The sequence below is a fragment of the Nocardia sp. CY41 genome (assembly GCF_009829325.1).
Lineage (GTDB): Bacteria > Actinomycetota > Actinomycetes > Mycobacteriales > Mycobacteriaceae > Nocardia.
In genome coordinates this window covers 26,246-47,955 of record NZ_VUOS01000021.1, presented here as the reverse complement: position 1 = coordinate 47,955, position 21,710 = coordinate 26,246, and the positions used below count along the sequence as shown (strand labels likewise).

Annotated in this window: 20 protein-coding genes and 1 tRNA gene; 11 read left to right on the top strand and 10 right to left on the bottom strand. The window is 68.7% G+C overall.

Annotation, left to right across the window (positions count from 1 at the left end; genetic code table 11):
- Positions 1–119: 119 nt before the first annotated feature.
- A complete protein-coding gene (locus tag GVY64_RS23135; RefSeq protein ID WP_159845028.1) occupies positions 120–554 on the bottom strand; it encodes a Fur family transcriptional regulator in 435 nt (144 codons plus the stop codon).
- Between the two features lie 3 nt (positions 555–557).
- Positions 558–908: an ArsR/SmtB family transcription factor gene (locus tag GVY64_RS23130; RefSeq protein WP_039796803.1), complete on the bottom strand. Its 351-nt coding sequence runs from the start codon at positions 906–908 to the stop codon at positions 558–560.
- A 195-nt stretch (positions 909–1,103) separates the two neighbouring features.
- Here GVY64_RS23130 and GVY64_RS23125 point away from each other — a divergent pair, with 195 nt between their 5' ends.
- Positions 1,104–2,495: a glycine--tRNA ligase gene (locus GVY64_RS23125; RefSeq protein ID WP_159845025.1), complete on the top strand. Its 1,392-nt coding sequence runs from the start codon at positions 1,104–1,106 to the stop codon at positions 2,493–2,495.
- Positions 2,496–2,546: 51 nt separating this feature from the next.
- Here the strand turns inward: GVY64_RS23125 and GVY64_RS23120 are convergent, their stop codons facing one another.
- Entirely contained in the window at positions 2,547–2,936 is a 390-nt protein-coding gene (locus GVY64_RS23120) for a DUF1707 domain-containing protein (RefSeq protein ID WP_236567081.1), read from the bottom strand.
- 31 nt (positions 2,937–2,967) lie between these two features.
- Positions 2,968–3,576, bottom strand: coding sequence for a TenA family protein (locus tag GVY64_RS23115; RefSeq protein WP_159845022.1), 609 nt, complete (start codon positions 3,574–3,576; stop codon positions 2,968–2,970).
- A 70-nt stretch (positions 3,577–3,646) separates the two neighbouring features.
- On the opposite strand from GVY64_RS23115, the gene GVY64_RS23110 reads away from it, so the two are divergent.
- On the top strand, positions 3,647–4,909 hold the full coding sequence (locus GVY64_RS23110) for a phthiocerol/phthiodiolone dimycocerosyl transferase family protein (RefSeq protein ID WP_159845018.1): 1,263 nt from the start codon (positions 3,647–3,649) through the stop codon (positions 4,907–4,909).
- Between the two features lie 35 nt (positions 4,910–4,944).
- Here GVY64_RS23110 and GVY64_RS23105 read toward each other — a convergent pair whose 3' ends face one another.
- Positions 4,945–6,918 carry a TPM domain-containing protein gene (locus GVY64_RS23105; RefSeq protein ID WP_159845015.1) on the bottom strand — a complete coding sequence of 658 codons (1,974 nt, stop codon included), beginning with the start codon at positions 6,916–6,918 and terminating at the stop codon, positions 4,945–4,947.
- A gap of 31 nt (positions 6,919–6,949) precedes the next feature.
- Between GVY64_RS23105 and GVY64_RS23100 the strand changes: the two genes are divergently transcribed.
- The 3 genes from GVY64_RS23100 (at position 6,950) to GVY64_RS23090 (ending at position 9,642) form a co-directional block, all read left to right on the top strand.
- Positions 6,950–7,627 (top strand): MBL fold metallo-hydrolase, encoded by a 678-nt coding sequence (locus GVY64_RS23100; RefSeq protein ID WP_201298123.1) that lies wholly within the window; start codon positions 6,950–6,952, stop codon positions 7,625–7,627.
- Positions 7,628–7,695: 68 nt separating this feature from the next.
- Positions 7,696–8,376, top strand: coding sequence for a YdcF family protein (locus GVY64_RS23095; protein WP_159845413.1), 681 nt, complete (start codon positions 7,696–7,698; stop codon positions 8,374–8,376).
- Between the two features lie 6 nt (positions 8,377–8,382).
- Positions 8,383–9,642, top strand: a complete 1,260-nt coding sequence (locus GVY64_RS23090; protein WP_159845012.1) for a deoxyguanosinetriphosphate triphosphohydrolase — start codon at positions 8,383–8,385, stop codon at positions 9,640–9,642.
- 14 nt (positions 9,643–9,656) lie between these two features.
- On the opposite strand, the gene GVY64_RS23085 is transcribed toward GVY64_RS23090, so the two are convergent.
- Positions 9,657–10,220 (bottom strand): hypothetical protein, encoded by a 564-nt coding sequence (locus GVY64_RS23085; protein ID WP_159845009.1) that lies wholly within the window; start codon positions 10,218–10,220, stop codon positions 9,657–9,659.
- Between the two features lie 3,452 nt (positions 10,221–13,672).
- On the opposite strand from GVY64_RS23085, the gene GVY64_RS23075 reads away from it, so the two are divergent.
- The 3 genes from GVY64_RS23075 to dnaG all read left to right on the top strand — a co-directional run bounded on the left by GVY64_RS23075 (position 13,673) and on the right by dnaG (position 17,617).
- Complete coding sequence (locus GVY64_RS23075; protein ID WP_159845002.1) at positions 13,673–14,827, top strand: FIST signal transduction protein; 1,155 nt, start codon at positions 13,673–13,675, stop codon at positions 14,825–14,827.
- Positions 14,824–15,573 (top strand): Mut7-C RNAse domain-containing protein, encoded by a 750-nt coding sequence (locus GVY64_RS23070; RefSeq protein ID WP_159844999.1) that lies wholly within the window; start codon positions 14,824–14,826, stop codon positions 15,571–15,573. The genes GVY64_RS23075 and GVY64_RS23070 overlap by 4 nt, the downstream gene beginning before the upstream one ends.
- A 124-nt stretch (positions 15,574–15,697) precedes the next feature.
- Positions 15,698–17,617, top strand: a complete 1,920-nt coding sequence (gene dnaG, locus GVY64_RS23065; protein ID WP_159844995.1) for a DNA primase — start codon at positions 15,698–15,700, stop codon at positions 17,615–17,617.
- Between the two features lie 33 nt (positions 17,618–17,650).
- Here dnaG and GVY64_RS23060 read toward each other — a convergent pair whose 3' ends face one another.
- Entirely contained in the window at positions 17,651–17,896 is a 246-nt protein-coding gene (locus GVY64_RS23060) for a hypothetical protein (RefSeq protein ID WP_159845410.1), read from the bottom strand.
- Positions 17,897–18,097: 201 nt separating this feature from the next.
- On the opposite strand from GVY64_RS23060, the gene GVY64_RS23055 reads away from it, so the two are divergent.
- The 3 genes from GVY64_RS23055 to GVY64_RS23045 all read left to right on the top strand — a co-directional run bounded on the left by GVY64_RS23055 (position 18,098) and on the right by GVY64_RS23045 (position 18,956).
- Positions 18,098–18,170, top strand: a tRNA-Asn gene (locus GVY64_RS23055).
- Positions 18,171–18,417: 247 nt separating this feature from the next.
- Entirely contained in the window at positions 18,418–18,795 is a 378-nt protein-coding gene (locus tag GVY64_RS23050; RefSeq protein WP_159844991.1) for a hypothetical protein, read from the top strand.
- The gene (locus GVY64_RS23045; protein ID WP_159844988.1) at positions 18,792–18,956 is read left to right on the top strand and encodes a hypothetical protein; all 165 of its coding nucleotides are present in this window, start codon (positions 18,792–18,794) and stop codon (positions 18,954–18,956) included. Before GVY64_RS23050 ends, GVY64_RS23045 begins: the two co-directional genes overlap by 4 nt.
- Before the next feature lie 160 nt (positions 18,957–19,116).
- Here GVY64_RS23045 and GVY64_RS23040 read toward each other — a convergent pair whose 3' ends face one another.
- The 3 genes from GVY64_RS23040 to GVY64_RS23030 form a co-directional block, all read right to left on the bottom strand.
- Positions 19,117–19,344: a WhiB family transcriptional regulator gene (locus GVY64_RS23040; RefSeq protein WP_159844985.1), complete on the bottom strand. Its 228-nt coding sequence runs from the start codon at positions 19,342–19,344 to the stop codon at positions 19,117–19,119.
- A 183-nt stretch (positions 19,345–19,527) separates the two neighbouring features.
- Positions 19,528–20,370: a helix-turn-helix domain-containing protein gene (locus tag GVY64_RS23035; RefSeq protein ID WP_159844982.1), complete on the bottom strand. Its 843-nt coding sequence runs from the start codon at positions 20,368–20,370 to the stop codon at positions 19,528–19,530.
- On the bottom strand, positions 20,367–20,882 hold the full coding sequence (locus tag GVY64_RS23030) for a DUF6879 family protein (protein ID WP_159844977.1): 516 nt from the start codon (positions 20,880–20,882) through the stop codon (positions 20,367–20,369). Before GVY64_RS23030 ends, GVY64_RS23035 begins: the two co-directional genes overlap by 4 nt.
- Positions 20,883–21,710: the final 828 nt, after the last annotated feature.

Sequence of the window (21,710 nt, the reverse complement as noted above, 5' to 3'; positions counted from 1 at the left end):
CCCAGCAGATGGCGGATCCTTCGTGCCGAACCCGGATCGACCCGGGCTCGCGAGGATCTCACCGGTCGATCTCCGCTGGTCGCGGGCGCGTTAACCGGACACGCCGGGAATCGAGCCGATCAGACGTCGCGTCGGCGTGCCGTCCCGCATGTCGTGCAGGTGCCGAACACCTCGAGGGTGTGGCTGATCTCGGTGAAGCCGTGCTCGCTCGCGATCGCCTCGGCCCAGGACTCCACCGTGGGACCCTCCACCTCCACGGTGCGGCCGCAGTGCCGGCACACCAGGTGATGGTGGTGGCCGGTGGAGCACTGGCGGTAGACCGACTCGCCGGAATCGGTGCGCAGCACGTCGACCATGCCCGCGTCGGCCAGCGACTGCAGCGTCCGGTAGACGGTGGTCAGGCCGATGCCCTCGCCGCGCTTGCGCAGTTCGTCGTGTAGGTCCTGGGCGGAGCGGAACTCGTCGATGTCACCGAGCAGCGCGGCGATGGCGCTGCGCTGCCTGGTGCTGCGGATGCCGACCGGTTTCTGCGGAACGGTCGTGTTGTCTGGCACGAATCACCCTTCCTCGGCGTGCGCGACGGCGTCGACGACGATGTGCGCCAGGTGGTCGTCGACGAGTTCGTAGAGCACCTCGCGACCCGAACGCTCACCGTGCACGACACCGGCGGCCTTGAGGATACGCAGATGCTGACTGACCAGTGGTTGCGTCACCCCGAGCGCGTCGACCAATTCGTGCACACACCGCGGTGACTCGCGCAACTGCAGCACGATAGCAATCCGGACGGGCGCGGCCAGCGCCCGCAACAATTCACCCGCGTCCTCCAGTACGGTTCGCGGGGGTACCGGCGCCGGTCCGGGCGACCGATACGGGTTGTGCGGCGGTGCGGCGGCGGTCTCGGCGGTCATGTCACCAACTCCTTAATGGAAAGCATTACCAGTTTGCATATGCACAGGTGCGCATGTCAAACGGGCACGCCGAACCGTGCGGTTGAAACCCGTGCGGGGCCTGCCGATAGGCTGGGCACCATCGCAGCGTCGACGCAAAACTATCGTGTCGAGGCAAGTCAAGAATCCGACTCGCAGTGGATGGAGAATTCTCGCGTGGCACCCAAGTCGAAGGTGGACACCGTTGCCAACCTCGCCAAGCGCCGGGGTCTGGTGTACCCGTGCGGTGAGATCTACGGAGGCACCAAGTCGGCATGGGATTACGGGCCGCTGGGCGTCGAGCTCAAGGAGAACATCAAGAAGCAGTGGTGGCGCGCCATGGTCACCAGCCGCGAGGACGTCGTCGGTCTGGACTCCTCGGTGATCCTGCCCCGCCAGGTCTGGGTCGCCTCCGGCCACGTCGGTGTGTTCAACGACCCGCTGGTCGAGTGCCTGCACTGCCATCACCGCTTCCGGCAGGACCACCTGCAGGAGGCGTACGCGCTGAAGAACAAGATCGATGACCCGGACACGGTCTCGATGGAGCTGGTGGCGTGCCCGAACTGCGGCACCGTCGGCCGCTGGACCGAGCCGCGCGACTTCAACATGATGCTCAAGACCTACCTCGGCCCGATCGAGTCCGAGGAGGGCTTGCACTACCTGCGCCCGGAGACCGCCCAGGGCATCTTCGTCAACTTCGCCAACGTGATGACGACCGCGCGGAAGAAGCCGCCGTTCGGCATCGCGCAGATCGGCAAGAGCTTCCGCAACGAGATCACCCCCGGCAACTTCATCTTCCGCACCCGCGAGTTCGAGCAGATGGAGATGGAGTACTTCGTCAAGCCGGGCGAGGACGAGGAGTGGTACAAGTACTGGATCGAGACGCGGTTCTCCTGGTACACCGATCTCGGCATCGCCGCGGACAACCTGCGGCTGTTCGTGCACCCGAAGGACAAGCTCTCGCACTACTCCGCGGGCACCACCGACATCGAGTACCGCTTCGGTTTCCAGGGCAACGAGTGGGGTGAGCTGGAGGGCATCGCCAACCGCACCGACTTCGACCTGAAGACGCACTCCGAGCACTCCGGCACCGAACTGAGCTTCTTCGACCAGAACACCAACGAGCGCTACATCCCGTACGTGATCGAGCCCGCGGCGGGACTCACCCGCTCGCTGATGGCCTTCCTTGTCGACGCGTACGCCGAGGACGAAGCGCCCAACGCCAAGGGCGGCGTGGACACCCGCACGGTGCTGCGCCTGGATCGCCGTCTCGCGCCCGTGAAGGCGGCGGTGCTGCCGCTCTCGCGCAATGCCGATCTCACGCCGAAGGCGAAAGATCTGGCCGCACAGCTGCGCAAGAACTGGAACGTCGAGTTCGACGACGCGGGCGCGATCGGCCGCCGCTACCGCCGCCAGGACGAGATCGGCACGCCGTTCTGCATCACCGTCGACTTCGAGACGCTCGAAGACCAGGCGGTGACGATCCGCGAGCGCGACACGATGACCCAGGAGCGCATCGCACTGGACAAGGTGGAGGGCTACCTGGCCCAGCACCTGATCGGCGCCTGAGTTCCCCCGGCGACGCCCCGTGGTCGTGCATCGGCCACGGGGCCCTGTCGTTCAGCCGTTCTTCTTACGGGTGATGATGCCGATCGTGGTCGGGATCAGCAGCGCCGCACCCCACGGCACCGCGACCCAGAACGGCCAGAAGTAGCCCGCGCCGGTGGCCAGATAGATCGCCACGCACAGCACGTTGACGAAGACCCACGGCGTCCACATGATCATGATCCACTGGGGGAGGCCTTTTGCGCGCGCCGACTGCCGATCCTGTTGTGCGGGAAGGTCGGACAGCAACGGCGTCAGCTCGCCATAGGTCTTGGCGGCGTACACCTGTTGCAGCCGGTCGTCGAATTCGGCCAGCGACAGCCTGCCTTCGTTCATCGCGAGGCGCAGCCGGTCGATGATCTTCTCCCGATCGGCGTCGGACGCCCGCACGTGATCCTGACTCACGATGTGAGCGTAGGTCACTCGGCCGTGAACGTCAGAGCGGAACCTCCCAGAACGCCAGCTCGTGCCGCAGTCCTTCGCGGAACAGCTCTTCCGCGCGTGCCGGGTCCGCGCCGGACTCATCGATCATCTGCGCGCAGCGGCGGGTCAAGACCGCGAAGCCGGGATCGGCGTAGGTGTCGACCCAGCGGCGGTAGCGCGGTTCGGCGGGCGGCCGCTGCGCCAGCCGCGCGCCGAGCGTGGCGTACCCCCACATGCACGGATACAAGGCCGCGAGCCCTTCACCGTAGGACGCGGCGGAATCCAGCAGAAACGCCGTATACGCCGCGCACGGACCGCCTTTGACGGCGCCGTCGAGATCGGCGCCGAACTCGGCGGCCAGCGAGCGGTGCAGCGACAGTTCCTCGTGATAGGTGGCGTGCGCGAGGTCGACGAGGTCGCCGAGATGGGCGGCCGGAGCCTGCCAGGCGAGGCGCGCGAACACCCGGACGTAGTCGAGCAGGAACAGATAATCCTGCTCCAACCAGGATCGGAAGACCGGTTCGGGCAGGGTGCCCGCCGCGATACCCACCACGGTGGGATGGGCGAGCTGGGCCTCCACCGAGGGCAGGCCGCTCTTCTCCAAGTGCGCCGCGAGACTCATACCCGCAGTCTTCCGCATCCGTCCGCCCGGTCGGTTTGCACCTGTGCCGGTGGTGCCGCACCCTTGCGGTGTGTTGAGGGATGAGGACGCTCCGATTCGCGCGCTCGCGCCGTCGGAGCAGCGGTTCGTGCGGCACGGCACCTACACGGGCCGGTCGGTGTCGGTACGGGGAGCGCTGGACGTGACGGCGCTGCGGGAGGCCTTCGCGGCGTTACGGCGAGCGTATCCGGTGATCGGCTGCCGAATCAACGAAGACGTTGCGGGACAGGGATATCTGCTGGCCGCGGACGAGACGGCATGGACTCCGGTTTCGGTGCGCCAGGGCGACGTGGCGGTGATCGGCATTCCCGCGGTGGATCCGGCGGTGCAACTGGCCTATCTGGACGTCGTCGGTTCGGGCGCGGACGAATGGCGGGTCACGTTGTTCGCTCACCACAGCGTCGCCGACGCGGGCTTCTGCGTCGAGCTGCTGTCGCGACTGTGGGACTGCTATACCGGCATCGTCGAACGACAGCCGATAAACCTTGTGTCACATGATGTTCCGCAATCGTTGGAGTGGTATGTCGCGGAGCGGGGCATCACCAGGAGCGCGACATCCGGATTCGAGGACGTGACGCAGCCGCTTCCGCCGCAGGCGCGCGACGTGCCGACCGGCAGCGCGCGGCCCGCGCCGAGCACGCTCACCCGCCCGGTGCGCGTGCGGCTGAACCGGGAAGCCACCGCCCGGATCCTCGACCTCGCCCGCAACACCGGCGTGACGATGAACGGCCTGCTCACCGCCGCGCTGCTGCGCGCGTACGCGCGGGAGACCGTCGGTGGCGCGACATCGTTGGGCTGCCTGTACCCGGTGGACCTGCGCACCCGGCTGGAGCCGCAGGTCGCCGCGACGGCGGGCACCAACATGGCCGGGTCCGCTTCCTTCGCGGCGCGGGTGGACCCGGCCGCCAACCCGCTCGAACTGGCACAGCGGATCGCGGCCCGCTTGGCGCGCGACCTGTCCGAAGGCGTCGTGCAGCAGTCCGTCCTGCACTTTCCGGATTACTACGGCGCGAGCAGGATTCATTCGCTGGCCGGGCATATCGCGGTGACGAACACCGGCGTCGTCCCGGTCTTCCGCACGCCCCCCGGTATCGAGCTCACCGATTACGAGATCGTCTACGTCTCCGCGCATCCTCGCCCCTCCGCGGGCGCGTCGGCCGCGGTCACGTTTCTCGCCTACACCTTCGCCCACGAACTCGCGGTCGGCGTGCTCGGCGGAGGCGCGCACACCGACGGCCTGCTCGAGGCGGTGCGGGCCGAGCTGACCGCGTTGTCGGCGGCGGGCGGTCGCTGATCCGGAACGCGCCTGGTGTCCGGGTCGAGCCGTCGTCAGAATCGTCCGCCACGACCGATCCGCCGGGAGCCGGACGAACCACCGTACGAGCCGGGGCTCCAGCCGCCGCCCGAGTGCCGGGCGCCACTCGCCGCGCCGCGCAGGAGCCCTTCGAGCAGGATGCCGCCGAGCACCGCTCCTGTCTGCGCGCCCGCCGACGGCACCCGCGACGCCTCCCAGGCCCGGACGCTGGCCTGCGCCGCCTGCAGCGCGCGCCCGGCCAGATCCGCTGCCGTCTGCGCGCGCCGCAGTGCGTCGGCGGGGTCGCTCGCGCTCAGCCGCTGCGCCTCGTCGAGGTTGCGCTGGGCCTCCGACAGTCGGGTGCGCGCTTCGGCGTCGATGCCGCCGCGCCGGGTGGTGACGTAGTCGGCGGCCGCGCCGATTCGGGCGCGCGCGTCGGTGAGAACCCGATCGAGCCTGCGTCGCAGCTCCTCGGCGGCGAGTTTGCGGTCGGTGGCGGCCGCGACGGCGCGGTCGAGATCGGCGTCGGTGGTGACCGCCTCGTGGAAGGCGCTCAGCGGATCGGCGTCCGCCGTGGATGTCGCCTTCGCCAGCGCGGCCTGCGCCGCGGTGCGGGCGTTCGCCAGCTCCGGGCCGCCGTAGCCGGAGAGCTCGGCGGCGGCGGCGAGGTCGCGGCGCAGCTCGTCCAGCACACCCGGGAGGCTGTCGCGCGCCTGCTGGATCGCAGCCGCCGCGTTGTCCACCGCGTCGAGCAAGGCGCGCGCCTGCCCGATCGCGGCCTCGGCGGAGCGAATCGCGGCGACCGCGCCGCCCTGCTCGCCCACCGGCTCGGCGAGCGCGGACCGTCCCGCGTCGATGCTCTGCTCCGCGAAAGCGACGCGCTCCCGCGCCATCCGCACGTTGCCCTGGATCGGCGCCAGAACGCTCGCCGGATGAGTGGCGGTGAGCCGGCTCAGCTCGGCGTCCGAATCGGGAATCCGGGCGGTGGCGTCGACGACGTCCCTGGTGAGCGCGTCCAGCCGGTTCGCGGCGTCGAGCAGCAGATCGCGCATGGCGTCGAACTCGGTGACCTGCCCGTCCAGCGCGCGGTCGGCGCGTCCGACGGTGCCGATCAGGTGGACCAGCAGGGAGCGCTGTTCGTCGGGCGTCTCCGGGATGGCGTCGTCGAGGCGCTGCCGGATGGCGAACGCCTCCGCGGCGGCGGCCTTCGCCTGGTCGAGGGCGGTACGGAAGGGTGCGGTGGCGGTGGCGCCGAACTCGCCGGTGGCCAGGTCGAGTTCCTCGCCGCTGGTGCGGATCGCGTTGTCGATCTCCACCAGCATTTCCCGGGAGCGCGTGTGCAGCGCCTCCAACGGCAACGCGGACAGCGCCGCGGCGTTCTCCGGATCGAGTTGCCGCGCCGCCGCCAGCTCCGCCTCGGTCCGAGCGCGCCGCCGCCTGCGCGCGTACCAGACGAGGCCGCCCGCCACCAGGACGACCAGCAGACCGGTCACGAGCAGCGCGCGCACGTTCACCCCGCCGCCGCGCAGCGCCGCGTCCAGCCCGTCGGCCGTCGCGACCCCCGCGTCGGCCCACCGTCCGTCGCGCAGGGCCGGTTCGACCTTCCCGAGCACGATGTCGTCGAGTTCGGAATCGCTGACGCCGCCGGGAAGTTCGCCCTCCAGCCAGTACGCGCGGTCGTCGGTGGCCACCGCGAGCAGCAAGTCCCGTTCGCCGAAGCCGGACATCGATGCGGTGCGCGCGGACCAGTCCTGCGGCGTGAGTCCGTCGAAGTCGCCCACGTACACCACCCACAACCGGATCCGCTGGTCGGCGTAGAGCTGGTTCACCGCATCTTGCACTTGATCGCGCTGTTTCTCGTCGAGCGCGCCGGCCGTGTCCTCCACATAGGTGTTCATCCGAAGTGGTGGTTCCGCTCCGGCCGTCGGAGCCCCGGCCAGGGGGAACGCGGCCAGCAGGACGCTGATCACGAGCAGGCGAGCGAGGCCGATCCGCTGCGGCAGTGACATGGCACGAATCTAGCTCGCTAGCATCGTCTCTGTGATCACCATCGATCGCCCGTACAGCGGCCACGTGTCACCGGGTTCCAACCCGCAGCAGCGTGATGTCCCCGGCGCCCGCATCGTCAAGATGTCGGTCGGCGGCATGGACAACAACTGTTACCTGGTGCAGTGCACCGCCACCGGCGCCGCGCTGCTCATCGACGCCGCCAACGAGGCGCCGCGCATCGCGGAACTCGTCGAGCAGGAGACGCCCGGGCAGGTTCAGCTGATCGTCACCACCCATCAGCACCGCGACCACTGGATGGCCCTGCGGGAGACCGCCGCCGCTACCGGCGCCCCCACCGCAGCCCATCCGCTCGACGCCGACCCGCTTCCGGTGCGCCCCGACCGGTTGCTCGCCGATGGCGACACCGTCACCGTCGGTGAGCTGGTCTTCGAGGTCATCCACCTGCGCGGCCACACGCCGGGTTCGATCACCCTCGCGTTCACCGACGGAGCAGGCCGCATCCATCTGTTCACCGGCGACTCGCTGTTTCCCGGCGGTGTCGGCCGCACCACCTCCCCGGAGGACTTCGCCTCGCTGTTCGGCGATGTCTCGGCCAAACTCTTCGATCGCTACCCGGACGACGCCGTCGTCTACCCCGGCCACGGCGACGACACCACCCTCGGCGCCGAGCGCGCCGACCTTCCGGCCTGGCAGGAGCGCGGCTGGTAGCCCCCTGGCGGTTACCGGACGAGGCACGGCGCCGCTACTGGCAGACTTGGGGTGTGGATTTGCCAACGATGCGCACCCGGGCTCTCCCGGCTCCCGACCCCGCCCGGCCACGCGGCTTCGGCGCCGGGTTGCTGCGCTGGACGCGGCGGCTGGTCGTCGGTTCGGTGGTGATGGGCGCGGTGCTGGTCGGCGGGACCGCCTTCCGCGTGTGGCAGGTCGCGCGCATCGATGACTACTCGAAGGCCGACGCGATCGTCGTGCTCGGCGCCGCGCAGTACTCCGGGACGCCGTCCTCGGTCTTCGAAGCGCGACTCGACCAGGCGTACAAGCTGTTCCGGGCCGGTGTCGCGCCGCGGGTCATCACGGTGGGCGGCAAGCAGGAGGGTGATCTGTTCACCGAGGCCGCCTCGGGCAAGAACTACCTGCAGGCGCGCGGGGTGCCCGGCGACAAGATCCTCGCCGTCGAAACAGGCTCGGACACCTTACGCAGTATCGAAGCCGTGGCGACGGCGATGCGGGCGCGGGACATGTCGTCGGCGGTGCTGGTCAGCGATCCGTGGCACTCGCTGCGCACGCGCACCATGGCCCGGGACGAAGGGCTGGCGGTGTGGACCGCCCCCACCAGAACCGGCCCCGCCGTCTACACCCGCGAATCGCAGGCGCACGGCATCGCCCGGGAGACCGGCGCCCTGCTGTGGTATCAGCTGACTCACTTCTCGGCGGACTTCACCTACACGGCGGGACAGTGAGGCCCGATGAGCGCCCGGTACACCGATCACGACACCGAACGCCTCGTCGTCGAGGGCGCCAAGACCGCGGGGCTCGGGCCGCCGCGCAGTGAGTTCGAGGCCGGTCACCGAACCGAGTTCGCGCGCGACCGGGCCCGCGTGCTGCACTCCGCGGCGCTGCGCAGGCTGGCCGACAAAACGCAGGTCATGGGCCCGCGCGAGGCCGACACCCCGCGTACGCGGCTCACCCATTCCCTGGAAGTCGCCCAGATCGGCCGCAGCATCGCCGACGGCCTCGGCTGTGATCCGGACCTGGTCGACCTGGCCGGATTGGCCCATGACATCGGCCACCCGCCCTACGGCCACAACGGCGAGAAAGCCCTCGACACCTTCGCCGACGCCTTCGGCGGGTTCGAAGGCAACGCGCAGAACCTCCGCATCCTCACCCGCCTCGAACCCAAGGTGCTCGAACCCGATGCCGCCAGCGCGGGCCTGAACCTCACCCGGGCCGCTCTCGACGCGGCGCTCAAATACCCTTGGGGCCGAACGGGTCCCGGCACCAAATTCGGCGCCTACGAGGTCGACACCGAGCGCTTGGAGTGGATCCGCAAGGGCGCGCCGGACCGGCGGCGCAGCCTCGAATGCCAGATCATGGACTGGTCCGACGACGTCGCCTACTCGGTGCACGACGTCGAGGACGGCGTCATCGCGGGCCGGATCGATCTGCGTGCGCTGGCCGACCCCGCCGAACAGGACGCGCTGGCGGCGCTGGGACAGTTCCAGCACTCGCTGGCCGCCGACGAACTGATCGCCGCCGCGCAGCGGTTGTCGGAACTGCCGGTGGTCTCGGCGGTGTCCGGATACGACGGCACGTTCACCGCCTCGGTCGCGCTGAAACGCCTCACCAGCGAGCTCGTCGGCCGCTTCGCCACCGCCGCGATCATGGCGACGAGGGAGGTGGCCGGGCCGGAACCGTTGTCCCGGTACGCCGCGGACCTGGAGGTGCCGCGCATCGTCGCCGCCGAGGTGGCGCTGCTCAAGACCGTCGCGTTGCGGTATGTCATGTCCGACCCGGCGCACCGGTTGCGCCAGGCCGCCCAGCGCGAGCGCATCCTCGCTGTCGCCGACCGCTTGCTGGCCGCCGCACCGCGCACCCTCGATCCCGTGCTGCTGCCGTTCTGGAACGACGCCACCGACGACACGGCTCGCGTGCGCGTCGTGGTGGACCAGATCGCCTCCTACACCGAGAGCCGCCTGGAGAGGGTCGCGGTCGAGCTGAACGTCTAGCCGCGTCGGCGGCGTCACGCCGACAGGCCGTCGGAGGACTCCGCTCGGGCCATTTTCACCAGCGCGCCATGCAATTCCTTGGCCGACGCTCCTGCTCGCTCGCCCCGGAGAACCACCTCGGTGAAGCCATCGATCAGGGCCCGGCCCGGATCGAGCAGTCCGAGTCCTCCGCCGCCGCCACGCAGCGACTCGTTGATCAACGTCCGCAGCGCTTCTTGCCGAGCCCGGAACCCACCGGCGGCGTCCAGCGCCCCCGCGAATTCGCGAGCGACCGCCGTGTACACCGGTCGTTCGGCCGGGCCGCGCCGACGGAAGACCCTGCGCGTCTCCACGGGAGCAGGCGGATGCAAGGCGGCCCGGTCCAGGACGATCCAGATCGCGGACTCGGCGGACTGCTCGGCGGGCCCGCGAGCCGGCCTCGGGCGAGATTCGGCGTCGTCGGTGAGTTCGACTCCGCGCAGCGGCATCGGGTATTTGGTGAGCAGCTCATCGAGGGCGGAAGCGATCTCGCGGATCACCTGGACATCCACGGTCGAGGTATCGAATCCGACGACTTCCACGCCATGCCGCGCCGACATCTCCCGCGCGATGCGAAGCGCCTCGGAAGGATCGGGGCCTCCGGTCCGCTCCGGGGCCGCGGGGCGGTGCGCTGTGCCGGCCCGCTCGCTGGGTGTGCGGCTGGTTCTCGGGGCAGATGCCGAGTTGGTCCGTTGGGCGGATGCGCCGCGGGTGCTGTCGGGCTGCTGCCGAGGTGCGGAGTCGCTCCCGGGCGCCGAGGTCGCGGAGTCTGTGCTGCGGGGGACGGCCTGATCGGGGCGCGCGTCGTCTGTTCGGGGCGAGCGTGTCGAATGCTGCGCCGTGCCGAGACGATCGAGGCCGTCAGCGGGGACCCTTTGCGGCGGAGGTCCGGGTCGGTGTGCGGTAGTGGTGTCATCGATCGGCGTGGGCCGGGGAGGGACGTCGCGTCTTCGGCCGAGCGCGGCAGCGTCGGTGCGGCCGGGCGGGGGGATGGGCGCGGATTCGCCCCGTCGGCCGGACGTGGGGGCAGCCGTGTCGCGGGGCTTTCGGCTGACTTCGGAGTCCGTGCTGCCCGAGGGCTGCGGCGAGCTGTCTGTCTTGCCGGTCTGCGGGGCGGATCCGGTCTGCGAGGTGGCGTCCGTCGTTGCAGCGCTCGATGAGGCGGCCTGTGCATCGGGGGAATCGTCGATCCAGGAAAAGCGCAGGGCGTCGATCCACGGAGTGGCGGTGGAGCCGGTGGCGGTGCGCCGCTGCGACACGGGTTCATCGACGGCGTGGGGGAGCCCAGCGTCTGGCGGTCCGGCCGCCGTGTGGTTCACGGCGCGGGAGTCGGGGTCGGGATGCGAAGTGGCCTCGGCCTCCGGCGCGGAAACCGGCTTTCCCGCAACGCCCTCTCGCGGGGTAGGAACCGAGTCGTCAGGGTTGGCCGTCGGGTGCGGGACGGCGGGGGAATCCGGGGGTCCGATCGGCGGTGCAGGCGCACCGATCATCGGCGGGACGGACGCACCGAGCATCGGAGTCGGCGCGGAGCCGCCGAGCATCGGAGTTGCCGCGGAGCCGTCCGGGAGATCGGTCCGGAGAACGGACGTGCTGTCCGTCGATGTGGAGTCGGGCTCGTCCGGTATCCCGCGACTTCCTGAGCCCCCTGCGATGCCGACCTGGGCTGGAAGGGTTGGGAACCGGATCTTCGGCGCGGCGTCGTCCGCTTCACCGGCGGCCGGGATGGCTGTGGCGCCCGGCGGGGTGTCGCTGTGCCGAATCGCTTCCGAACGATGGGGGAGCTCGGTCTTCTCCGAAGGCGCGACACCGTTCGCGGTGTCGATCGTGGAACGAGTCTCGGCGCTCGCGAGGTCTGTGGAGTCGCCCTCCGGAGTGGATGCGGGCACAGGAGCGGTCGCGGCATCCTCCTGAGCTGCGCTCCTCTCAACGGTGCGCACCGCTCCGCCGCGGTCGATACCGCCGCCCTCACGATCGATGTCGTGACGGTCATCGGTCTGCCGCGTCGGCTCGGACAGGGGCGCGCTGTCAGGCTCGAGGCCGCCGGTATGGGCGGAGGTCGAGTCGTCGGGGAGGTGGGTCCGGCGGATCCGCCCGTTGTCGCTTTCGGGGCCCGGCCGGAGGTCCGCTGGAGGGTCCTTCGGCCTTCGGTCGCCAGCGGTGTCGATGTGTCGGCCCGGTGCGAAGCGGTCGGAATCCGGGGTGCGTGTGGGGTCCGACGAAGGGTTGCTCGTGGGGGCTGAGGTCGACTCGTGGGGGAGTCGGGTCTGGCGGATCGGGTCGGAGTTGCTTGTGGGGCCCGGTTGGGCGTCCGTTGGGCGGTCCTTCGGCCTCTGATCGTCGGCGGTGTCGGTGTGTTGGTGAGACGTGAAGCGGTCGGAATCCGGGGTGCGTGTGGGGTCCGACGAAGGGTTGCTTGTGGGGGCTGAGGTCGACTCGTGGGGGAGTCGGGTCTGGCGTATCGGGTTGGAGTTGCTTGTCGGGCCCGGTTGGGCGTCCGTTGGGCGGTCCTTCGGCCTCGGCTCATCCGCGGTGTCGGTGTGTCGGTGAGACGCGAAGCGGTCGGAATCCGGGGTGCGCGTGGGGGCGGAGGTCGACTCGTGGGCGAGGCGAGTCTGCCGGATCGGCGCGGAGTTGCTTGCGGGGCCCGGTTCGGCCTCGGCTGGGCGGTCCTTCGGCCTCTGATCGTCGGTGTTTCGGTGAGGCGTGTGAGTGTCGGCTCCGTTCGCTCTCGGTAAGCGGAGCGCCACGTCTATCTCCGGCACGAACGCGGCTCTCTCGGCAGCGTCGATGCGTGGGCGTCGCGGCCCGCCGTCGGTCCGGTTCCTGGACTGGAAGCCCGCGGTCTCGATGGGCGGGGCGGATAGGCCGGTCGGTTCGGTCGGTCCGGACGGGTCCGGAGAGCCCGCCCGGCGCTGGGACGCGGCGTCGGTGGGTTGGTTCGGTGCAGAGTGCTCGGCGTGATCGGTGCGGCGGTGGGATGTGGCGTCGGTGCGTCGGTCGGGTGTGGAGTGGTCGGGCGCATCGATCCGGTGGCGGGCAGCGTCGGTGCGATGCGTCGGTGCGAGAGCTCCGGGAAGATCCGTCCGGCGAACGTCGACGTCGTCGGTTCGATCGACGGATGCGGAGCGGTCCGCGCGGCCCGGCCGCTGGATCAGCGCCGAATCGACGGTGACGGCGGGTGGGCTGGAGCCGTCAGCCATATCCGTGCGCCGGACGGACGCCGGATCGTCCAAGGCGTCGGCGCGGCCATATATGGATTCGTATTTCGAAGAGCGAGCCGCCGGCGGCCGTAAGGGCGCGGACAGTTCGACCGCGGGAACGGCTACCTCGTGCGGCGCGGATGCGCGGACCGGTGCGCTCGGCGCCGTCGGGCACGGTCGCACGACGCGCCTCGACCACGGGGTCGCCGAGGTCTTCCGCGCCCACGGGGTGGGCATCGCCTTGCGCTCAGGTGCTTCCGCTGCTTCGGGCGCGCCTTCCGAAGCCGGTATCTCCACCGCTGCAGTCGAGGTGAAGGTTGCATCGGCACGGTCGAGCCCATCGCCGACGAGCGCCTCGGCGGAGGCGATGGCTGCCTTCAATTCGCCGACTGTCCGGGAGGCGTCCACGATGAGCCGCTCCAGCGTCGACACGAGCACGCGCAGCTCGCCCGTGTCGATCCGCGACGGCTGACTCACGATGTCTCCCGCCTGTCCTCATCAGGTCGTGCCGCGGTGCGCTGGCCTGCGCCGACTCTCTGATCTCGCGTGACCGAAAGCAAACTGTGGTTCCGCCATTGTCGCTCAGAACGGCCGGACCTCTCCCGGCTGGGAACACGGTTTGACAGCTCGCGCGCCGCCGAACAGCTATCGAATCGCAACCTGTCCGCCGCTTCGTCGTATCGGCCGTGGCACGGGCAGACCGAGCGGCGACCCGGCACCTCGCCCGCCAAGGGTCTTTCTGCATAGAGACAACGAAAGATTAAGTGCCGCAGATATATTCGCTCCAGCTTCCGATTGGCTACCATGGAAGGGTGCGGATCGGAGTAGGGCTCTCCACCGCGCCCGAAGCGCGGCGAGCGGGCATGGAGGCCGCAGCGTTCGCCCGCGATCAGCTCGCGGGCGAGGCGCCGTCCCTCGCTGTGCTGCTCGCGTCCCGCGCGCACACCGACGACGCCGTGGAAGTGCTGTCCGGTGTCCACCGGACGGTCCGGGTCCCCGCCCTGGTCGGCTGCGTGGCCCAGGCGGTGGTGGCGGGTCGCCGCGAGATCGAGGACGAGCCCGCTGTCGCGGTGTGGCTGGCCACCGGACTGCCCGCCGCCGAGACCTTCCAGTTGGACTTCCTCCGCACGGCCAGTGGCGGGCTGCTCGCCGGTTATCGCTTCGACAAGGCCGCACGCGACTTCCACCTGCTGCTGCCCGACCCCTATTCCTTCCCGGCCGATCTCCTGCTGGAGTACGTGAACACGGATCTGCCCGGCACCATCGTTATGGGCGGATTGGTGAGCGGCGGACGGGGCCCCGAAGGCAGCCGTCTGTTCCGCGACCACGCCGTGGTCACCTCGGGCGCGGTCGGTGTGCGCTTGCCCGGCCTGCACGGCGTGCCGATCGTGTCCCAAGGCTGCCGGCCGATCGGCTACCCCTACACCGTCACCGGCGCGGACGGCACGGTGATCACCGGGCTGGGCGGCCTGCCTCCCATCGAGCGGCTGCGTGAGATCGTCGCCGTGCTGCCACCCGATCAGCAGGAACAGATGGCGCGCGGACTGCAGATCGGCTTCGTCGTCGACGAGCATCTGGCCGAGCCCGGACAGGGCGACTTCCTGATCCGCGGCCTGCTCGGCGCCGACCCTTCCAGCGGCGCGATCGAGGTGGGCGAGGTCGTGGAGGTCGGCACCACGGTCCAATTCCAGGTGCGCGACGCGATCGGCGCGGACCGGGACCTGCGCGCGGCTCTGGCGCGGGCGCGCACCGATCTGGCCGGACGTGCGGCCGGTGCGTTGCTGTTCACCTGCAACGGACGTGGCCGCCGGATGTTCGGGGTCGCGGATCACGACGCCACGACGATCGAGGACTTGCTCGACGGCATCCCACTGGCGGGCTTCTTCGCCGCGGGCGAGATCGGCCCCATCGCGGGTCGCAACGCGCTGCACGGGTTCACGGCGTCGATGGCGCTGTTCGTCGAATGACCGTCGACCTGCGCGTCTATGCCGAGCTGAACGACTTCCTGCGGCCCGGCGAGCGGTACACCGCGCTGCGGCGGCCGTATCGCCCGCACCAGACCGTCAAGGACGTCATCGAGGCCGCCGGCATCCCGCACACCGAGGTCGACCTGGTCCTGGTCGACGGACAACCGGTCGACTTCGACCACCGTCCGCGCCCCGGCGGGCGGATCACCGCCTACCCCGTCTTCGAGACACTCGACATCGGCCGGGTGACCAGGGTGCGTCCCCACCCCTTGCGTGCGCCCCGGTTCCTCGCGGACGTGAATCTCGGCGGCCTCGCCAAACTGATGCGTCTACTGGGCCTGGACGTGCACTGCCGGTGGGACGCCGAGGACGCCGAACTCGCCGAGGTGTCGGCGGCCGAGCACCGGATCCTGCTCACCCGTGATCGTGGGCTGCTGAAGCGCCGCAACGTCACCCACGGCGTCTACATCCGGGCCGACCGGCCGGTCGACCAGGTCGTCGAGGTGATCCGGCGGCTCGACCTCGGCGCGTGCCTGGCGCCGTTCACCCGCTGCCTGCGCTGCGGCGGAGTCGTCGCCGAAGTCGCCAAAGCCGAGGTCGAGGATCGGCTCGAACCGCTCACGCGTCGTCACTACGACACCTTCCGGCAGTGCCGTGAATGCGGCCGGATCTACTGGCAGGGCTCTCACCAGGCACGGCTGGTCGGCACCGTCGCGGCGATCCGCGCGGAGCTGGATCGCTCCTGATCCCACGGGCGAGCGGATGCCGGCTCGGCGCGACCGGAGGTCACCCGTCCGGCCGGTTCGGGCGGAACTCGCTGTGCGGAGCCGCCCGGGCGCGTCGGCCCCGCGTTCGCCTAGACTCTCTGCCGTGGCCGGACGACTTCCTGATCGCGATATCGCGGCGATACGCGAGCGCGTCCGGATCGAAGACGTGGTGGGTGAGTACGTCGCGCTCAAGCGCGCCGGAGCCGACTCGATGAAGGGTCTGTGCCCGTTCCACGACGAGAAGTCGCCGTCGTTCCACGTGCGCCCCAACCACGGCCTTTTCCACTGCTTCGGGTGCGGCGAGGGCGGCGACGTGTTCGCCTTCTTGCAGAAGATCGAGCACGTCGGTTTCGTCGAGTCGGTCGAGCAACTGGCCGACCGGATCGGTTACCAGATCAACTACGAAGGCGGCGGCACCTCGGTGCAGCGCGACCGGGGCACCCGGTCCCGGCTGGTCGCGGCGAACGCGGCAGCGCACGAGTTCTACATCGCCCAGCTGCGCGAGCCGGAAGCCGAAGCCGCCCGCAAATATCTCACCGATCGCAATTTCGACGCCGCCGCCGCGCACACTTTCGGCTGCGGGTACGCCCCGGCAGGGTGGGACACGCTCACCAAACACCTGCTTCGCAAAGGTTTCGACTTCAAAGAGCTTGAGGCCGCCGGACTGTCCCGGCAGGGTCAGCGCGGCCCGATCGACCGCTTCCACCGGCGGCTGCTGTGGCCGATCCGGAACCTGTCCGGCGACGTCATCGGCTTCGGCGCCCGCAAGCTCTTCGACGACGACACCATGCCGGGCAAGTACATCAACACGCCGGAGACATTGCTGTACAAGAAGTCTCAGGTGCTGTTCGGCCTGGACCACGCCAAGCGTGAGATCGCCAAGGGTCACCAGGCGGTCGTGGTCGAGGGCTACACCGACGTCATGGCGATGCACCTGGCCGGGGTCAAGACCGCGGTCGCCTCGTGCGGCACCGCCTTCGGCGACGAACACCTCGCCCTGTTGCGTCGCTTGATGATGGACGACAACTTCTGGCGCGGCGAGATCATCTACACCTTCGACGGTGACGCCGCGGGCCAGGCGGCGGCCGTGAAAGCCTTTTCCGGCGATCAGAAACTGGCCGGTCAGACCTACATCGCCATCGCGCCGGACGGGCAGGACCCGTGTGAGCTGCGGCAGCGTTCCGGCGACGCGGCCGTGCGCGATCTGGTCGCCCGGCGAACGCCGCTGTACGAGTTCGTGATCCGCGGCCTGCTCGCCGATCACAATCTGGACACCGCCGAGGGGCAGGTGGAGGCGCTGCGCCGCGCGGTGCCGGTGGTCGCGCAGATCAAGGACAACGCCCTGCGCAAGGCCTATGCCACCAAACTCGCGGGCTGGGTCGGCTGGGACGACATCCAGACCGTCGTGCGCCGCGTCGGCGAGGAAGCCAAGCGCAACCGCAACGGCGGAGGCGGCGCCGGGGCGGTGCGCGCGCCCGCGCCGCGCGAAGTGGTCGCCGAACATCCGGCGGCACGGCCCAATCCGAACGATCCCACACTCCTGCCGCAACGTCAGGTGCTGGCCGCCGCCCTGCAGTACCCGGCGATGGCAGGGGCGGGTTTCGACGCGCTAGAGGCGGAGGCGTTCACCCACCCCGCCTACGCGGTCCTGCGCACGCTGATCGCCGAGGCGGGTGGTACCGCGGCCGGGCTCGGTGGCGCCGAGTGGGTCAACGCCGTCGCCGACCGCACCGACGACCTCACCGTGCGCGCCCTGCTTTCGGAGCTGGCCAACGAGCCGCTACCGGTGAAATCCGAGACCGACATCCCGCGCTTCGTCACCGGGGTGCTGGCGCGCACCCAGGAGGCTTGGGTCGGCAGGCAGATCGCCGAGCTCAAGTCCAAACTCCAGCGGGTCTCCTCGACCGAACAGCCGGAGGCGTACTTCGCCCTCTTCGGTGACCTCGTCGCCTTGGAGCAGTACCGCAAGAGCCTGCTCACCCAGGCGATGGGCAACCACGGGGACTTCGCCACCGGGGCCTGACCTCCGCCGGTGCCTTCGGTCCCGATCGGCAGGTCAGCGGCGCAGCTGGTCGTGCGGCACCAGCACGGTGGTCCGCTCGTCGAGCGGCTCCATCGGCTCCAGGCGCGGACGGGTGCTGAGTTTGTCCGACAGTTTCTGCCTACCGACGAGCACGAGTTTGCGGGTCACCGGGCTGCCGGTCAGCGCGCGGGTCGCGGCGCTGATCTGTTCGTAGCGAGCCCGCCCGGCCTTGCTGCCGAGTACGTAGCCGGCCGCCACGCCGATGATCAACCGCAGCATCTCGATGTGCTCCTCCCAGTTGCCAGTTCGCCGCTCCATCCTGCCCGACGCCCCACACGCCTGTCGATCCGGACACCCGATAGCCAAGCCCCGTCCCCGCGGACAAGTCAGCAGGTAGCGACACGATTTGGGCTCCCGCCCAGCGATACGCTAGAGTTTCTCCTCGGCCCGCCCGGTACGAACCGAGCGAGTCGAGGGCAATCCCCTATAGCTCAATTGGCAGAGCAGCCGACTGTTAATCGGCAGGTTTCTGGTTCGAGTCCAGATGGGGGAGCTTCCAAAAAGCTCCTGACCAGCCCAAATGCTCCGGGATAGGAATCCCGAGAATGGGCACTGTAGCTAACGCTGTAGCTTACGCGGGGTGGGCGCGATGAGCGTCAGTCGATCACGCCAAGCGCAAGTGTTGGCCGGTCTCCTGACCGCTCGCACACACCAAGGTCCGCCTCGACTACCACGACAGCCTGAGCGCCCGCGGTCGTGCGTGGCATGTCCACTGGACCGACGGCCCGACGTGGCAGCAGATGTTATGCGTCGCCGCTGGCGTCGCCGATCGGGTGCCAGCATTCGACCTGACCCAGGTTCGCCCGTCTCGCGCTCACACAGAGCGCGGCGAAGCGGTCTCGGTTCTGCTGTGGCTGGACTCGGATCCGGAGCATGCCGACAAGTCGCCGATCGTCTGGCCGGAGTTCGCCCGCGACGCAATCAGCTACCCGGACCGGGCAGGCTCGGTGTGGCAGCAGCGTGGCGAAGCCCTGCTGTCACTTAGCGCCAGCGGCTCTGTCGACATGGCGGTGTGCAACGCCCTCGACGCGCGCATGGGCGAGGCCGACTGGGCGGGGGCTCTTGCATGGCTGGATGGCCTCACGGCGGGCGAACGACGCTTGAGCGTGGTCCGATGAGCGAAGTCACTCTGAGCTTCACTGTGCCCGATGAGGTTCGGACGGTCTTCGACCACGAACTGGCCCTGGCGTTGGATGCTATGGAGCCGATGATCGTATGGTTGCGCCGCAACGGTGGGCAGGCGTGTCTGTTCCGCGACCACAGTAGTCGGCACTTCTGACGGGGGTCAGCGCTGCCGACCCGGTTGCCGTTGTGGACCTGTGCGGTACCGAATGCCGTGCAGGTCAGAAGGTCCGCATTTCCCGCGTACCTTGACGTCGGCTCCAACTGTTGAGATTTCTCAATGGTTGCCCGGTGACCGACAAGATGTCGGTCACCGGTCACGCTGCGGCGGGCGCGTCATCGAAGCGTTCGATGCCGGTCTTGTCGGCGTAGACTCGACCGCCCCACACGCCGCCAACCGCACCATACGGGTTCTGGCTGACCACCGTCCGATAGTGCGCGTCGCAATCAGCCCGCAACGGGCACGTTAAGCACAATTGCTTGGCATCCATCAGTCGCTGCGTTCGCTGTTTCAGTGGCTCATCTTCAATGCTGTAATCCCACATCGAGCCATGGTGTTCACGTGCCCAATCGTGGTAGCGCTGTTGTCGGCATATGGCATTTGCCCAACGGTCCCGACGACGCCTCGAAATCGTGACCGTAACGTCCACAGCGGCCGACCTCCACACCAGAAATTGGGTTTGCTTGAAGGCTACCGGGGTCAGTCAACTGAAGATTTTGCGTCGACGTCAGTCGGACTCGGCTCGCCGTTCAAGGGCCGCGGCGATGAGAGCACGCGCCTGCTTGCCGGTAACCGAGAGTTCGGCCAACGTATCGAACGCGCGGGCGTACAACGCTATCTCCCGCGGCTGGGTGATGGTGATCTCTGCGGTGTGTCCCTCGACCTTGACCAATCGGTTGTCGAACATGACGAAGTTCTCCACTGCCGTCTTGGCTTCGGCCATCGCGGGGACGATACCGAGCGTGACTCGGGGCATGCCGATGATGGAGCGCAGGCGATCCAACTGTCCAATCATGACGGTGTCGTCGCCGACCGTCGTGTAGAGAGCTTGTTCGGCAATCAGGAAATGGAAGACGTGGCTGCGCCGGTACAGGACTTGTTGCCGCTGCATGCGCTTGGCCACACCTGCGTCGATGTCGTCGGGGACTTCGAAGAAGTCGATCCCATAGCGGAGCATGGCCTCTGCGTACTCCGCTGTTTGGAGCAAACCGGGAATGACTTGCGGTTGCCAGTTACGGATGTGCCGAGCCTCCGCTTCCAGCTTGAGCGATTGTTGCTGCCGCCGTTTCGTGCCGGACGCGAGGATCCGCTTCCAGTCCATATACGCCGAATCGACGTTGTGCAAACTCGCGAGAAGGTCTTCCAACTGATCGTCTGCGCCAGCGTGGGTGCAGTACGCCCGGATATCCGTATCTGATGGCCGGAGTTTGCCGTATTCGATCTTCGAAACTTTGGACTCGTGCCATCCCTCGCGCGAGGCAAGCTCTCGGCCGGTCAGATTCGCGCGGCGCCGGATTTCCCGGAGCCGTTTGCCGAGAGCTTCCCTCGCTTCCTGTGCCGAACTGGTCACGGGCGGAAGTCAGCGAATGGAGTAGCCAGCGACCACACGCGTTCTTTCACGCGCTGGCAGTGGGACGCGATGCCCGGATCCGTGGTGACCGCTCCTCCCGCTGGGTTCCCTCCCGCGTCGACGAGATTGAATCCGACGACTTCGTCATCGAACAACCAGAAGTCATCTTGTGGAACATCGCCGGCCCGGTGGCGAGGTAAGTACCGGATGTCCTCTCCCGCCGCGACGTTGTCTCCGGTCTCGCTCAGTAGCCACCGCTGGTAGTCGGTGAGCGGGACCGTGACGACACGAACGCGACTGACCGTCACCCCGCGGTCGGTGGTTTCCCTCACGAGGGAACCCCATGAGTCCCAGAACTCGTCATCGTTCAGGCGTGGTTCGCCAGCGAGGAACCGGCGCAGTGGTTCCGACTCGCTCGGCACCGCGTAGGTGTCCCTGACTTCGAGATGGAAAGCCGACCGCTTGGCCTGCCGGAACAGATCAGGCCACGGGCTGTTCTGTCGTAGCTCCACCGTAGAAGTTCCTCCGTGTCATCGGTACCTCGATCGCTGTCTCGTCGTCGGCAAGGGTCAACTGCGCCAGCGTCTCAGGTTCGGTCACGGGTCGACCGCTGAGGCGGAACGTCCCGCGACCGGTGTCCGTCATCGTCGCCCCGATGAACGTATCCGGTTCCGAGAAGCCGAGCAGTAGGTGTGGCAGCTCCACCGTTTCCGGCTTCTGCGTCTTCCACGCCTGCACAAGATAGGTACCTCGGTCCGTCGCGTAGAGAGTTGGGCAATCGCCGCTCTTCGAGCCAGCCTTACCGAGGAAACGTAAACGCATCTTCTTCCCTCCTGTCTAGCGGTGTGCAGGTCTTTGCACCACCGCATCAACCATGGTCCTCCACCTGCCCTGTGTTCGTCATGGGATCGGTGCTGAATCTTGCAAGTTTGTGCAAACTCGTAGACCTACAAGGTTGCCGCTTCTTACCGTCGAACATGCACCCGATGTCGAGGCGATGCCGGGACTCATGTCGGTGGGGACAAAGCCCTCGATGTCGGGTGCATACCAAGCGGATACGACGCGCAGAGGGGTACCCGAGATGCCCACAGAAGTTGGTACAACCGCGGCGGTCATAGCCGGGGTTATCCTGCTGGCCTCGCTGATCTTTGGCCTGATGCCTTGGATCTGGGACCGAGAACCGAAACCCGAGATCCCAGAAGTCTTCATCGACACATTCACGTTGGGTCCGCACGCGGCACCGCTGCACCCATACTCCGTCGAGGAAGCCCACTGGGCGATGCAAGACCACCTCGACTGCTACGGCACCGCTTGCCGCGCACGGGCAGCGGCGGTGACTG

What these genes read in the sequence shown, in the direction of transcription:
- GVY64_RS23130 (WP_039796803.1), bottom strand. Translation starts at nt 908, where the DNA reads ATGACCGCCGAGACCGCCGCCGCACCGCCGCACAACCCGTATCGGTCG.
- GVY64_RS23115 (WP_159845022.1), bottom strand. Translation starts at nt 3,576, where the DNA reads ATGAGTCTCGCGGCGCACTTGGAGAAGAGCGGCCTGCCCTCGGTGGAG.
- GVY64_RS23105 (WP_159845015.1), bottom strand. Translation starts at nt 6,918, where the DNA reads ATGTCACTGCCGCAGCGGATCGGCCTCGCTCGCCTGCTCGTGATCAGC.
- GVY64_RS23095 (WP_159845413.1), top strand. Translation starts at nt 7,696, where the DNA reads ATGCGCACCCGGGCTCTCCCGGCTCCCGACCCCGCCCGGCCACGCGGC.
- GVY64_RS23090 (WP_159845012.1), top strand. Translation starts at nt 8,383, where the DNA reads ATGAGCGCCCGGTACACCGATCACGACACCGAACGCCTCGTCGTCGAG.
- GVY64_RS23085 (WP_159845009.1), bottom strand. Translation starts at nt 10,220, where the DNA reads ATGTCGGCGCGGCATGGCGTGGAAGTCGTCGGATTCGATACCTCGACC.
- GVY64_RS23070 (WP_159844999.1), top strand. Translation starts at nt 14,824, where the DNA reads ATGACCGTCGACCTGCGCGTCTATGCCGAGCTGAACGACTTCCTGCGG.
- GVY64_RS23060 (WP_159845410.1), bottom strand. Translation starts at nt 17,896, where the DNA reads ATGCTGCGGTTGATCATCGGCGTGGCGGCCGGCTACGTACTCGGCAGC.
- GVY64_RS23050 (WP_159844991.1), top strand. Translation starts at nt 18,418, where the DNA reads ATGTTATGCGTCGCCGCTGGCGTCGCCGATCGGGTGCCAGCATTCGAC.
- GVY64_RS23045 (WP_159844988.1), top strand. Translation starts at nt 18,792, where the DNA reads ATGAGCGAAGTCACTCTGAGCTTCACTGTGCCCGATGAGGTTCGGACG.
- GVY64_RS23040 (WP_159844985.1), bottom strand. Translation starts at nt 19,344, where the DNA reads ATGTGGGATTACAGCATTGAAGATGAGCCACTGAAACAGCGAACGCAG.